Origin of the sequence: Sporosarcina sp. A2 (assembly GCF_050858885.1) — a bacterium.
Classification (GTDB): Bacteria; Bacillota; Bacilli; order Bacillales_A; family Planococcaceae; genus Sporosarcina.
This window is the reverse complement of sequence record NZ_CP193898.1, coordinates 1,904,176-1,917,489: the sequence shown is the minus strand read 5'-3', so window position 1 is coordinate 1,917,489 and position 13,314 is coordinate 1,904,176. Positions and strand designations below refer to the sequence as shown.

The following is a 13,314-nucleotide window of genomic DNA, read 5'->3' as shown; positions in this document are numbered from 1 at the left end:
TCTTGTATAATAGTTGAAGATGGAAAAAAGCTAATATAGCTTAGCTCAAAAAAGTATAGTAGAAAATGTTTAGTAGAAATTGAGATGGTCAGTTTTTAAAACCCGCCTGAAAAGTTGAATGCTCAACTTCTCAGGCGGGTTTGTCGTTTGGTCAATAATTCAGGTTTTATGTTAGTTCAGGGAATAAATAATTCAGTATGTGCATGGACACACGGTGAGACTTTCCTTTGTATGGATAGATATGCATATACATCGATGGATTAAAGTTTGCTTCAATAATTCCATAAGCATTTTCAGCAGCTGCAAGTACCTTAGTATCTTCAATAATTAAATCGATTCCACTAATTTTTGCGCCAAGTGCAGCAACTGCATCTACTGCTATTTTTTTATAGTCATCAGGTATTTGTTCAGTCACATCGATTGAGTCTCCACCAGTGCTGACATTTGAGTTTTCTCGCAGGTAGATGATTTTATCACTTTCGGGAATTGAATCTACTTGGTAACCTTGACCTTTCAGCATAAGTTTCTCCAATTCACCTAACTGAATCGTTTCTAAAGGAGTTCTATGATCTTTTCCTCTTAACGGGTCGCGATTTTTTTGAGTGACTAACTCTTCGATTGTGTGTATACCATCTCCTAAAACATTAGCAGGAGTACGCAATAAAACAGCTTCAACTTTATCATTCAGCACAAAGAATCGATATTCTGTTCCGTTCAGAAACTCCTCTATTAACACAGAAGAATCTTCTTTGAAGGCAAGTGTGATTGCTTTTTGATAATCTTCGTAACTTGCCTCTTCTTTGAATATCGAAATTCCTAGTCCATAATTTGTTGTCTTCGGCTTCACAACGAAAGGTCTGGATGAAAACATATCGTAAGCACGTAAAGCTTGGTCTATGTCATTAAATTCATCACCTAAGGGCACTCGGAATCCATGTTGATGAAGAATTTTCTTTGTCACTGTTTTATTTTCCATAATTAAAGTAGCGACATAGCTATCCTTGCTTGTCATGTTTCCGTTTTTCACATATTCAACATGATCTTCTAATTTAAGCTTTAGAAATTGTTCTTGACGATCCAATATTTCTACTTTGATTCCTAATTGAATTGCATCAAACATAATAATTTGTGTGGATAACTCCATGTCAGTAAATCCTGTTAGTTGATATGGTTGAGCCCATGAGTTTTTATAATTTTCTTTTGCGATACACGTAGCGACTTCACGTTGACTGCTGTTTTCACTCTTCTCATAAAGTCTTCCAGCCAACGTCTTACTAGGGTCGTCAAGCATTTCCTGAAGATTACTAAACAACGTCTCTGAAACAGTTAAATTTAACTGTTTTACTAGTAATTCCATTTCATCAATTACTTTTTTAGCATCTTCTTTAAATTGAGTATGCTTTAATGGGTGCTCAAGTGCCACTATCTCATTAGTTAAGTCACCTTCTTTAACCCACTCATCCGAATTTTCACCCTCATCTTTCCATAGTGAATAAATTAAAAATAGGTGAAGAAACTCTGCTTGTTCATAGCTAATTCCATTTTTATCAAAAGGATTGATATCTATATTTCGGAGTTCTACATATCGAACACCTTGTTCTTCTAACTCCGCAACTTGACGGCCACCTCTTAAACGAACAGCTGAATAAAATTCCTTTTCTTCTATAAGTACACCTTTTTTGACCATTAAGGAAAGATCATTTATATAATCTTGTATACTACTAAATGACACTTGAAGGTCTTCATGATTGGAATAACCATTTTTACTGCTTCGAATACTTCTAACAGGCTCATTCAAAGAATTTTCTTCGAAGAAATTCTTTTCACTACTAGGAGAAGCTCCATAAAAGTAAGTGATCAACCAACGATAATGCAAGTAGTTTCTCGTGATTTTAAGATAAATCTCCGTTTTAAATTGGCGATAATCTTTAATCTCAGACTGTAAGTTAAATAAAGCTTGAATTAACTCATCACCAAACTCAAAGTTATAGTGAATCCCGCTTATCATCTGTTTACGGCGGCCATACGAATGCGATAAATGCCGGCGGTATAGGACGCTTGCAAAGTCTTTCAACTTCGCAATCATAATATCATCTTCTTGTTCTGGTAACTCAGGTGGCATACTAAGTGGCCAAAGCATTTCATGCTCACCCATAGACTGATAGGCAACATCGTGAATGGCGGATAAGTAATTAAACATTTCGTCTAGTGACTCAGAAACAGGAGTAATGAGTTCCATTTGTGTTTCCGAAAAGTCTCGTTGAATATACGGATGCTTGTCATTTATTGAAACACCTTTAGGGTGATCTGTTTTAGCTAAATTCCCTAATAAGTCAACGCGTTGACCTTCTTTTTCAACCCCGAAACGAGCTTTTAATAAATAAGGTTTAACTCTTTCATTTTCTAACATATGTTTAAAATCCATACAATCTATACCTCCTAATTCTCTTATCTTTTAAAACAGGAAAAAATATCCACATTCTAAGCAAATGTGGATATTTACTAATCCATAACTTATTTGTTACAACACATCATCTTAAGTGCTTGACGTGGAATTCGAAATGATCTTCCAAAAATGTCGAGATGAAGAAATAGCTATGATCGTATCCTTCAACTTTGTTGTATGTGATTGCTGCGTTGTTTGCTTTAGCATTTTCTAAGAAAGTCGTTTCTTCTAATTGTTCAGGATAAAATTGATCTCCAGTTCCTTGTGTTATAAGAATAGGAGGGGTATTAGTTTCTTTAATAAGTTCTGACGCATCCCACTCTTTCCAAGAAGCTTTGTTTTCACCTAAGTAGGTTGAGAAAGCTTTTATTCCCCATGGAACTTGACTTGGACTTAAAATAGGAGAAAAAGCAGAAACCGCTTTGTATTTAGATGTATTTTTTAGGCCAATTACTAATGCGCCATGTCCACCCATTGAATGCCCCATAATGCTTTCTTTTCCTGAGAAGTTAGGGACTAGAGTGGCTACGATACTCGATAGTTCATCATTAATGTACGCATACATATTGTAATGCTTTGCCCAAGGTTGTTGTGTTGAAGTCAAATAGAAACTAGCCCCTTGACCGAGGTCGTACGCGGCATCATCAGCGACATTTTCTCCACGTGGTGATGTATCGGGAATAATGACAGCTACTTGATGTTTTTCAGCTAATCGTTGAAAACCACTTTTTTGACTGAAATTATCATCTGTACACGTTAAACCAGAGAGCCACCAAATAAGAGGAATCTCTTTCTTTTCTTTATTGGAAGGTAAGTAGATACTAAACGTCATATCACATTGTAAGACTTCAGAATAATGGCTGTACTTATATTGTACTCCATCAAAAGAGAAATGTTGTTCAATTAGTTTAAGACTCATTTATTTCACTCTCCATTTGTTTTAATTATGTGGATTGCTATCTTATGAAGCAAACCCAATGCCTTATTGATATCCATACCCATAATTACACAATACAACGCTTTCTACAATACTGACGTTTTTGTCACTATGATAAAGTTGTAAAAGGTAGTAGACTTATTTTAAGAAAGAAAGAAAGAAAGAAAGAAAGAAAGAAAGAACAGCTTTTTATAAGTAACGGAATTTGTTTGATTCTGAAATTAAAGAAACCTGAAACAAAGCAGCGTTCTAAATGACGTTAGGCTTGATTTCGGAAAAATACTAGATTATATCGCAATTTATGAAGAGCTGAAGAGAGGGTGAATTTAAATGGAAATTAATTATAAAGATAAAACTTATTTTACTGGAAAAGATTTAGCTTTATCCGTTATAGGCGGACGTTGGAAAATAGTGATTATATGGTGTTTGCTACAGGAGTCTCCATTAAGGTTAAGTGAGATGCAAAAAAAACTACCAGAAGTTAATCAGCGGATGTTAATTAGACAGTTAAGGGAATTAGAGGAGGATAACATAATTACAAGGACTGTATATCCTGTTGTGCCTCCTAAAGTTGAATACCAACTAAGTGAAATTGGTCGTCTCCTGAAACCTGTCGTTACCTCAATCTGTGATTGGGGAGATATTTTTAGTGCGTCATTAGAAAAAGATACTAAGAAAGTAGAGAGTGAATAATAACTAAGTACGTGTAAGATAGATATATGACAGAAAGTCTACTTGTCTTGATAAAGTAGGTATTAGTAGTTTTTGTTGTGACAAAATTGTCAGTATTGCCTACAGTTTTTATGTATGTAATGATGGGTACAGTAACGCTATAAAACATAAGAAAGAAGGGGTATTTTTGAAAAGTAAAGCAGCTGTTGCATTTAAAGCAGGAGAACCGCTTCAAATTGTAGAAATCGATGTAGAGGATCCAAAAGCCGGAGAGGTTTTAGTAAAGATACTATATACTTCAGTTTGTCATACCGATGCTTATACATTATCAGGAGCTGATCCAGAGGGCGTATTTCCAGCAGTTTTAGGTCACGAAGGAGCTGGTGTTGTCGTAGCGGTAGGTGAAGGAGTGACATCTGTAGAACCAGGCGATCATGTTATTCCCCTATACACACCTGAATGTGGAAAATGTAAGTTCTGTCTTTCAGGTAAAACTAACCTTTGTAGTGCCATTCGTGAGACACAAGGTAAAGGGTTAATGCCTGATGGAACGACTCGTTTTTCATATAATGGAGAGCCGATTTATCATTATATGGGCACCAGTACATTTAGTGAGTACACAGTAGTTTCTGAAATTTCTTTAGTGAAAGTTGAAGATACTACTGCACCGCTTGATAAAGTTTGTCTATTCGGCTGTGGCGTAACTACTGGTATCGGTGCTGTTCATAATACAGCGAAAGTCGAAGAAGGTGCTGTAACGGCTGTCTTTGGTTTAGGAGCTATAGGATTAGCCGTAATTCAGGGATTGGTCCAAGCAAAAGCGGGCCGGATTATTGCTATTGATATGAATGATGGTAAGGCTGAATTGGCTAAAAAAATGGGTGCAACTGAATTTATTAATCCTTCTAATTTTGATAAGCCAATCCAAGAGGTTATCGTAGAAATGACCGATGGAGGAGTAGATTATAGCTTCGAGTGTATTGGAAATGTCGAAGTAATGAGATCGGCTCTGGAATGTTGTCATAAAGGTTGGGGAGAGAGTATTATTATCGGCGTAGCAGCGGGTGGAAAAGAAATTCATACCCGTCCATTCCAATTAGTTACTGGTCGAGTATGGAAGGGATCAGCTTTTGGCGGAGTTAAAGGCAGAACTGAACTTCCAGGAATGATAGAAGACTTCATGAATGGTAAAATCGACTTAGATTCATTTATTACGCATCATCTAGACTTTATGGATATTAATAAGGCATTTGACTTACTTCATAAAGGTGAGTCAATCCGAACGATTCTAACATATTCAAAATAAGATCTCAATAATGGTTTGTTAATAGGTTGATCATGTTTAGAGTTCGTTTGTAATAGGTAAAGAATGATATGTCTTGTAGTAGATCTTTATATACAATCGTTGTTGGATTCTGCCATAGTAAAGGAGATTGAAAAATTATGACCTATGAAGAAAATGTTGCTGGTTTTGAAAAAATCGGTTCCGAAAAAGCACAGGCGCTTCTAAATGCGGATGCTGAAGCTGTAATCTATATTGGCAAGTCAGTATGTCCTTTTTGTCAACTATTCGTTGAAAAACTAAAAAAAGTTAGTGAAGAAACGAATACTACTATCTATTATGTAAACAGTGTTGAATCATCAGATATGGAAGGTATTACCTCATTCCGTAAAGAATACAACATTCCAACAGTCCCTGGCTTCATCTATACGAATGGCGACACTGTGAACGTGATGTGTGATTCATCCATGTCCGAAGATGAAATCAAAGCTTATATGCACAAGTAATTCAGAAATCGAATTACTTTTAAAGATACAAAAACGGCTAATCCATTTGGATTAGCCGTTTTTGTAGTGGATTATTATCGCTTCTTACTAAGTTCATCATGAATCAAATCGATATTGTATTGCAAGTACTTCACATACGTATCGATTTCATCACCGGGATCACCTATTTCATCGGAATAAATGAACTTCTCGGCCATCGGTACACCTGTTTCTTTAGAAACGGTTTCCATTGGACGTGTATCAACATTAGATTCTACGAATAATACAGGAACTTTATGTTCTTGGATGAAGTGAACCAAGTCTTTGATTTGTTTTGGTGAACCGTTTTCTTCAGTATCAATCTCCCAGATATACGCTTCTTTCAGGCCATAATGGTCATTCATATATTGGAATGCACGTTCACTTGTCACGAGCGTACGGTTTTGTTCAGGGATGTCGTTAATACGTTCTCCATACTCTTTGTCGAGGTCTTTCAAGCGTGCTACATACTCTTCGCCAAGTTTTTTGATATTGTCGCTGTCTGTCGGGTGTTTTTCAATCAAAACTTCCGTAATCTTTTCAGCCATTAAGACACCTACAGCTGGGTCGATGAATGCGTGAGGGTTAATTTCTTCATCACGGCCTTCTTCTTCAGTCAAATACTTAGGTGTAACTTTTTCTGTCAGGTTATAGATGTTTTCATCTTTTTGATGAACGGCGTCCGTCATCTTTTTAAACCAGCCTTTGTCTCCGCCTTCTAAGTTCAATCCGTTATAGAACAATACGTCAGCGTCAGTAGCAGCTTTGATGTCTTTTGGAAGTGGCTCATATTCATGAGGGTCCGTTCCTGAGGGCACCAAGTTGTGTACATCAATATAGTCACCACCAATTTGGCGTGCCATGTCTGCAATAATGGTAAACGACGTTACGACTTTCAATTTTTCTTTTCCATCAGGTGCAGATGCGGATTCTTTGTCATTCCCGCAAGCCGCAAGCATGAAGACTGCCATCAATGACAATCCCATCCAAGTTACTAACTTCTTCATAAGTAAAATCTTCTCCTTTGAGTTGAAAATTATATAGTCATTCCACCTTTATGAAACAGAGGAAGTGTACTCGGCTCTCTCATCAAGCAGCAGCGTCTTGTTTACTGCGAGATCTGAACAGTTTTGTAACCAATCCTTGTTGCGGTGAAAATAGGAACGCGACAACAAAAATCGCTGTTGTAGCGAGTGCGATGACTGGGCCAGAAGGCATGTTGTATAAGAAACTGAAATACAAACCAATGACTGCTGATAATGCACCAAAGAATGACGCCAGCACGACCATCGTAGAGAGTCGGTTAGTTAACAAGTAAGCAGCTGATGCTGGTGTGATCAGCATCGAAACGACGAGAATAACACCAACTGTTTGTAAAGAAGCGACTGTTACGAGTGTCAATAAAAACATAATCGCATAATGGATGAATCGTGTGTTTAAGCCGTATGCAGCCGCCATTGTTTCATCGAAACTGGAAATAAGCAGTTCTTTGAAAAATAGTACGACGACACCGATAACTATTGCACCGATGACTAAAGTGATCCACATGTCTGAATCTCGTACGGACAACACGTTACCAAATAAGATTTGCGTTAAGTCTGTAGCACTACGGGCTTTCGTTATTAAAATAATCCCAAGAGCAAAAAATGCTGAGAACACAATTCCAATTGCAGAGTCGCTCTTGATGCGGCTGTTTTGGCTAATTGCGCCGATACCAAAAGCGGTAAGTACTCCGGTGAGCACGGCACCATAAAAGTAATTAATGCTTAGCATGTAGGAAATTGCAACACCTGGAAGTACAGCGTGGGAAATGGCATCTCCCATAAGAGCCATGCCCCGGAGAACAATGAAACTACCAATTACACCGCAAATGATACCTACCATTACGGATGTAATGAATGCTTTTTGTAAGAACGCGTAATTCATAAGGTCATGAAAAAATTCCATTACAGTTGAACCTCCAAATCATCAAACATCGTCATAGGTCGTTCATAAGCACGCGTCATGTTTTTCTCACGGAATACTTGTTCAACTGGACCTGCGTCGATTAGTTCTTTGTTCATCAATATTAATTCATCGAAATAACTTTTCACTTTAGATAAGTCATGGTGTACAACTAATACTGTTTTACCAGCTTCCTTAAGCTTTCTTAAAATCTCGATGATGACTTCTTCACTCGATACGTCAATGCCAACAAATGGTTCGTCTAAGAAGAAGTAATCGGCTTTCTGAGCAAGTGCACGAGCTAGGAAAACGCGCTGTTGCTGTCCACCAGACAACTCGCCGATTTGGCGGTCTGCAAACTCTTCCATTCCCACTTGTTTCAGGCAATCCATTGCTAAAGCTTTATCTGCCTTACTAGGGCGGTGGAATAATCCGAGTTTGGGATACGTTCCAAGTAAAACGGTATCTTTCACGACAATTGGAAAATTCCAGTCGATATTTGAGCGCTGTGGCACATAAGCAATCTTTTTGCGTACTTTATCAATCGAATTTGCACCGATTTGAGTTGTGCCGCAATCTTTTTTTATTAATCCGAGCATTGCTTTCATAAGTGTAGATTTGCCGGCGCCGTTAGGACCTAAGATTCCAATGAGACTACCAGGTGCAAATGTGAATGAAACATTTGAAACTACTTGTTTTCCTGAATAGGAAACAGAAATATTACTCGCAGTTATCGATTCTGTCATACTAATTCCTCCTGAGCTGTTAAAGTAAAGTTTCCTTTGTACAACTTTTTGCGTAAATGAGCTTCCTTTCATTAACATGAAACCGGGGGAGCTCTTATTCTTTCACAGTATGCACAACAACTTGAAAGAGTTCTTAATTACAACAATACAACAATTTGTTTCCTTTGTGCAACTTTAAGTTTCCCATGTGCAACTTTTTATAGTATAGTCTAAGTGAGCTTGTCTGTAAAGTACAAAAACCCAGATTATTTTGAGTGATTGATATTTTTGGTGAAAACGCGTGATCCTGCACTCTTAAGAGTGTTTGATTGATAAATCCTACCGTAACAGGACGTCTCTTTTGAGATGTCCTGTTTGCGATGGAGTGAGCAGCCAATATCCGGTAAACTAGAGATAGGATGAGTAGAAAAGGGGCACATAAACTATGAAGATTTTCCATACAGCCGATTGGCACCTCGGAAAAGTGCTACAAGGCGTATCACTTATTGAAGAGCAACGATTTGTATTAAAGCAATTTACGGATGCCGTTGAAAAAGAGAAACCCGATGTAGTAATTCTTGCAGGGGATTTGTATGACCGTTCCGTTCCTCCTGCTGAAGCTGTCAGCTTATTGGACGAAGTGTTGTGGAAGCTGACGGTGGATTACAATACTCCGGTGCTTGCGATTGCTGGAAATCATGATAGCCCAGCACGTCTTCAATTTGGAAGTCGTCTAATGGAAGCGAATGGGTTGCATCTAGTAGGCAAGCCGACTGATGAAGGCAACGGGACAACCGTTCAGATTGAAGATGAAGATGGGCCAGTTCAGTTCCACCTTATTCCATTTGTGGATCCATCAGTCATACGGAACTTGTCAGGAAATGATTCTATAGACAGTCATCATCGGGCAATGGAGTCGATTATTAGTGCTTATGGAGAATTAGATCCTAGTAGTCGACATGTCGCAATTGCGCATGCCTTTATAACGCCTGGTGGGGAACCTGAAGAGAATACGAGTGACTCTGAAAGACCACTTGCGATTGGCGGGGCGGAGTATGTCGCATCGGATTTGTTCCGAACATTCAATTATACTGCGCTTGGTCATTTGCATCAGGCACATTTCGTAGGTGATGAAACTATCCGTTATTCCGGATCTCCTATGAAATATTCAATTTCTGAAGAACGTCATCAGAAAGGGTTTTTAGTCGTGACTCTCGATAAATCAGGAAACGTTGAAATAGAAAAAAGAACACTTACGCAAAAAAGAGACATTCGAACAGTTAAAGCGAAAATGGATGAAATCTTAACAAGTGAACCAAGTGAGGATTACGTATTCGTGAAGTTGTTGGATGAAGCACCGGTTCTGTTTCCAATGGAAAAAGTACGTACTGTTTTTCCGAATGCGATGCACGTAGAACGAGTAGTGAATCGAAATCTGTCAGCAGAAACTACTTCAAGAGTTTCAGATATTGAACGTTTAGACGATCGAGCGTTATTCCGTTCGTTTTATGAAGAAGTCACAGGGAATACTCCGGATCAGGAAACTGAGAACATCGTCGAAGAAGTGTTGCAGGAGCTAATGACGAAACAGGGGGAATCAGAATGAGACCGAAAAAATTGACGATGACCGCATTCGGGCCATATCGAGGGACAGAAACGATAGATTTCACTATTTTGAAGGAACATGGATTATTTGCAGTTTCAGGTGCTACAGGTGCAGGCAAGACTACAATCTTTGATGCGATCTGTTTTGCATTATATGGTCAGGCGAGTGGGGAAGATAGGACAGATATCCGTGCTCTTCGGAGTGACTTCGCACAATCCGGGTTGCAAACGGCGGTGGAACTGGAGTTTGTTATCCAAGATCGAGCCTATCGTGTGTTGCGTCAAGTTCCTTATACAAAGAAAGGGAACAAGAGTGAAACGAGCGGTCGTACAGAGTTCTTTCAACTAACTGCAGAAGGCGAGATTCCTGCTGTTGACCGACAAATGGTCTCTGAAGTGAATAAGAAGATCGAGGAACTAATAGGATTCTCACTCGCGCAGTTCAGCCAAATTGTCATGCTGCCACAAGGGGAGTTCCGTAAGTTTCTAACGTCGGATACGGAGAACAAAGAGACGATATTACGAAAAATCTTTAAAACACAACATTACAAGGAAATGGCTGAACTGTTAAAGCAGCGGAAAGATTATGCGATGAATGAATTGAATACTGCGAATCTATCCATGACTCAACTCGTTAAACAGATTCCTACAAATTTGCCAGAACGTGATTCGATATTATATGAAGTGCTTCAAATGGAATCTGTACATTTTGGACGCTTACTAGAAGGGCTAGACAAAGAAAAGAACCATTATCACACTGAAGCTAATGAAAACCAGTCAACGTACCAGACGGCTTATAAAGAGCACGAAAAAGCTCAACAGCTATACTTCGGTGCAACATCATTGAATGCACAGTTTGATCAGTTGGCACAAAAAACACTTATTTTGGACATACTCGATTCTCGTGAAAAGGACATCAAATTGGATCGTATGAGAATGCATAAAGCGGAACAGGCAATGCACTTGGAAGTGTTAGAAAATCGTTCAAAAGATGCGACAACTGAATTTAATAATAAACAACGAGATCTTCAAAAGGCAACGACTGCGCTTGAAACTACGAAATCGAAATTGATTCAAGTAGAAGAACAATATAATCATGAACTACAAAAACAATCTGAACGAGAAAAAAGTGCGGAACGTATAGTAACACTTAAAAATTATGTACCGAGCGTGACGCAAATTGAAGAAAAGGAGCGTCAAATCCATTCATTACAGAAGCAAGTGGAAACTGGACATCAACAAGTAGAAAAGTTAAAGGCGTCTGAAAAGGTTCAAACAAATGAAATGCAGCAGTTAGTTGAGCAAATCGAAACGCTGGAGAATTCCATCTCAGGTTATGAACAACTAATCGACGACCGAGCTGAAGCTATTATGAAAAAAGAGTTACTCATGAGACATAACCGCCATGCAACCGCGATGCAGAAACTGATTGATGACTTGGTTAGTAAAAGGAATCTAATGGAAGAAACACGGGCAAAGGCACAAGCATCCGAATCAGCCTGGTTAGTAAATCAAGCAGCATTTTTAGCGGATACTCTTGAAGAAGGAGCGCCGTGTCCTGTTTGTGGAAGTGAACACCATCCTTTACGACAAGTGAGACCCGAAGGTGGCGGTGTTTCAAAAGATCAGTTGGAGTCAGAGAAACTAACTGCTACACGCGCGTATGAAGCTTATCGTACAACGGAACTCCAGTTGGAACGTGAGCAAGCAGAAGTGACTCAAATTGAACAACAACTAAAGGAGGTCCCAACTCCGGATGCCCTGAAAGTTGCGCAAACAATCGTTCATGAACTCGAACAGAAGCAACAAACGATGAAAGGGAATCGAGATCGAATTCCATCTTTGAAGCAACAATACACGCAATTGAACGAACAGTTGCTCATGAAGCGACAAGTGATTGTCTTACAGGAAAAACAGAATGACAGCACTCAAGCAGATTTAAATACAGCAAGAGCAGTATTTGAGGATTCATTGAAAACGGTACCGGATAAGTATCGGACGCTTCACGCGTTAAATGATGAAATTCAACATGAAGAGAAAAACAAAACAACGTTGGAACAGCAGTGGGAAAATGCTCGACAGCACCGTCAATCTGCAACGGAAGCGGTTTCCAATGCAAAGACGGCAATGGATTATGTGACAAAATCAGCTGAAGAAGCTACTGAGAAAAATCGAGTCGCTTCTGAACAATTTTCTTCAGCCCTCAAAACATCCATTTTTGAAGATGAAAAAGGGTACAAAGAGAGCAAACTCCTTGAAGAACAACGTGCTGCGCTCATACGCAAAATCAGGGACTATGATGTTGAAGTGGAAACAACGCGACAAGCCATTGCAGAACTTGAAGAATTCGTTCATGGCAAAGAAAAAGTGGACCTGCATGTTTTAAAAGAACATACAGAGTATGTTAAGCAACGCTATGAAGACGCACTTTCTGCTTATCACAAGGCCTCAGAGTTAGAAAAGAATGCTGCTGAACTGTTCCGAAAGTTAAATGAGCTAATTGGTGCTCAAGGCGGTTTGGAACAAACATGCGCCCGACTTACAGAACTGCATGACTTGGTTCGCGGGAATAACGATCGCAAACTATCATTTGAACGCTATTTGCAAACAGAGTACTTGGAACGGATTTTACACGCGACAAACGGTAGGTTAAGTGACTTGTCGAACGGTCAATTCCAGCTGCTAAGAAGTGACCGTCAGGAGAGTCGGGGACGTCAAAGCGGATTAGGGATAGATGTTTATGATGAATACACAGGACAAAATCGAGATGTGAAAACTTTGTCGGGTGGAGAAAAATTCAATGCTTCACTCAGTCTCGCACTTGGGATGGCGGATGTCATTCAAAGTTTCCAAGGGTCCATTTCGATTGAAACTATGTTTATAGACGAAGGCTTCGGGTCGTTGGATGAGGAATCATTGCAGAAAGCAATCGACACACTCGTCAATCTACAAAAAGCAGGAAGAATGATCGGCGTCATTTCCCACGTCGCTGAGCTGAAAGAAGCATTCCCTGCAGTATTACGAGTGGAGAAGACTAAAGAAGGCCACAGTTACACAAAAATCGAAATTCAGTGATTTTCATCCATTATCTCGACTAATTATTTTATACCGCGGCTTGCTTTTTATCGGGCCGCGGTTTATGATGTAAATCTGCGATATATCGCGTATCGGGTCAGTCA

The 13,314-nt window shown here is 39.1% G+C and carries 10 protein-coding genes; 5 read left to right on the top strand and 5 right to left on the bottom strand.

The window, feature by feature from the left end:
- Nucleotides 1–166: 166 nt before the first annotated feature.
- A complete protein-coding gene (gshAB, locus tag ACRPI0_RS09470; RefSeq protein WP_432352344.1) occupies nucleotides 167–2,425 on the bottom strand; it encodes a bifunctional glutamate--cysteine ligase GshA/glutathione synthetase GshB in 2,259 nt (752 codons plus the stop codon).
- A gap of 106 nt (nucleotides 2,426–2,531) precedes the next feature.
- Nucleotides 2,532–3,365, bottom strand: coding sequence for an S-formylglutathione hydrolase (fghA, locus tag ACRPI0_RS09465; RefSeq protein WP_432352342.1), 834 nt, complete (start codon nucleotides 3,363–3,365; stop codon nucleotides 2,532–2,534).
- Between the two features lie 348 nt (nucleotides 3,366–3,713).
- Here fghA and ACRPI0_RS09460 point away from each other — a divergent pair, with 348 nt between their 5' ends.
- The 3 genes from ACRPI0_RS09460 to ACRPI0_RS09450 all read left to right on the top strand — a co-directional run bounded on the left by ACRPI0_RS09460 (nucleotide 3,714) and on the right by ACRPI0_RS09450 (nucleotide 5,843).
- Nucleotides 3,714–4,076 carry a winged helix-turn-helix transcriptional regulator gene (locus ACRPI0_RS09460; protein WP_432352340.1) on the top strand — a complete coding sequence of 121 codons (363 nt, stop codon included), beginning with the start codon at nucleotides 3,714–3,716 and terminating at the stop codon, nucleotides 4,074–4,076.
- 166 nt (nucleotides 4,077–4,242) lie between these two features.
- Entirely contained in the window at nucleotides 4,243–5,361 is a 1,119-nt protein-coding gene (locus tag ACRPI0_RS09455) for an S-(hydroxymethyl)glutathione dehydrogenase/class III alcohol dehydrogenase (protein WP_432352338.1), read from the top strand.
- Between the two features lie 137 nt (nucleotides 5,362–5,498).
- Nucleotides 5,499–5,843: a thiol reductase thioredoxin gene (locus ACRPI0_RS09450; RefSeq protein WP_432352336.1), complete on the top strand. Its 345-nt coding sequence runs from the start codon at nucleotides 5,499–5,501 to the stop codon at nucleotides 5,841–5,843.
- Nucleotides 5,844–5,917: 74 nt separating this feature from the next.
- Here the strand turns inward: ACRPI0_RS09450 and ACRPI0_RS09445 are convergent, their stop codons facing one another.
- From ACRPI0_RS09445 to ACRPI0_RS09435, 3 genes are all read right to left on the bottom strand, one after another.
- Nucleotides 5,918–6,868 (bottom strand): metal ABC transporter solute-binding protein, Zn/Mn family, encoded by a 951-nt coding sequence (locus tag ACRPI0_RS09445; RefSeq protein WP_432352334.1) that lies wholly within the window; start codon nucleotides 6,866–6,868, stop codon nucleotides 5,918–5,920.
- Nucleotides 6,869–6,950: 82 nt separating this feature from the next.
- Nucleotides 6,951–7,808, bottom strand: a complete 858-nt coding sequence (locus ACRPI0_RS09440) for a metal ABC transporter permease (RefSeq protein WP_432352331.1) — start codon at nucleotides 7,806–7,808, stop codon at nucleotides 6,951–6,953.
- Entirely contained in the window at nucleotides 7,808–8,551 is a 744-nt protein-coding gene (locus ACRPI0_RS09435) for a metal ABC transporter ATP-binding protein (protein ID WP_432352329.1), read from the bottom strand. Before ACRPI0_RS09435 ends, ACRPI0_RS09440 begins: the two co-directional genes overlap by 1 nt.
- Before the next feature lie 424 nt (nucleotides 8,552–8,975).
- On the opposite strand from ACRPI0_RS09435, the gene ACRPI0_RS09430 reads away from it, so the two are divergent.
- Together ACRPI0_RS09430 and ACRPI0_RS09425 are read left to right on the top strand one after the other, a co-directional pair.
- Nucleotides 8,976–10,136 carry an exonuclease SbcCD subunit D gene (locus ACRPI0_RS09430; RefSeq protein ID WP_432352327.1) on the top strand — a complete coding sequence of 387 codons (1,161 nt, stop codon included), beginning with the start codon at nucleotides 8,976–8,978 and terminating at the stop codon, nucleotides 10,134–10,136.
- Nucleotides 10,133–13,210 carry an AAA family ATPase gene (locus ACRPI0_RS09425; protein WP_432352325.1) on the top strand — a complete coding sequence of 1,026 codons (3,078 nt, stop codon included), beginning with the start codon at nucleotides 10,133–10,135 and terminating at the stop codon, nucleotides 13,208–13,210. The genes ACRPI0_RS09430 and ACRPI0_RS09425 overlap by 4 nt, the downstream gene beginning before the upstream one ends.
- Nucleotides 13,211–13,314 lie beyond the last annotated feature (104 nt).

Coding starts and splice junctions, on each gene's coding strand:
- gshAB (WP_432352344.1), bottom strand. CDS start 2,425: ATGGATTTTAAACATATGTTAGAAAATGAAAGAGTTAAACCTTATTTA.
- fghA (WP_432352342.1), bottom strand. CDS start 3,365: ATGAGTCTTAAACTAATTGAACAACATTTCTCTTTTGATGGAGTACAA.
- ACRPI0_RS09460 (WP_432352340.1), top strand. CDS start 3,714: ATGGAAATTAATTATAAAGATAAAACTTATTTTACTGGAAAAGATTTA.
- ACRPI0_RS09450 (WP_432352336.1), top strand. CDS start 5,499: ATGACCTATGAAGAAAATGTTGCTGGTTTTGAAAAAATCGGTTCCGAA.
- ACRPI0_RS09445 (WP_432352334.1), bottom strand. CDS start 6,868: ATGAAGAAGTTAGTAACTTGGATGGGATTGTCATTGATGGCAGTCTTC.
- ACRPI0_RS09440 (WP_432352331.1), bottom strand. CDS start 7,808: ATGGAATTTTTTCATGACCTTATGAATTACGCGTTCTTACAAAAAGCA.
- ACRPI0_RS09435 (WP_432352329.1), bottom strand. CDS start 8,551: ATGACAGAATCGATAACTGCGAGTAATATTTCTGTTTCCTATTCAGGA.
- ACRPI0_RS09430 (WP_432352327.1), top strand. CDS start 8,976: ATGAAGATTTTCCATACAGCCGATTGGCACCTCGGAAAAGTGCTACAA.
- ACRPI0_RS09425 (WP_432352325.1), top strand. CDS start 10,133: ATGAGACCGAAAAAATTGACGATGACCGCATTCGGGCCATATCGAGGG.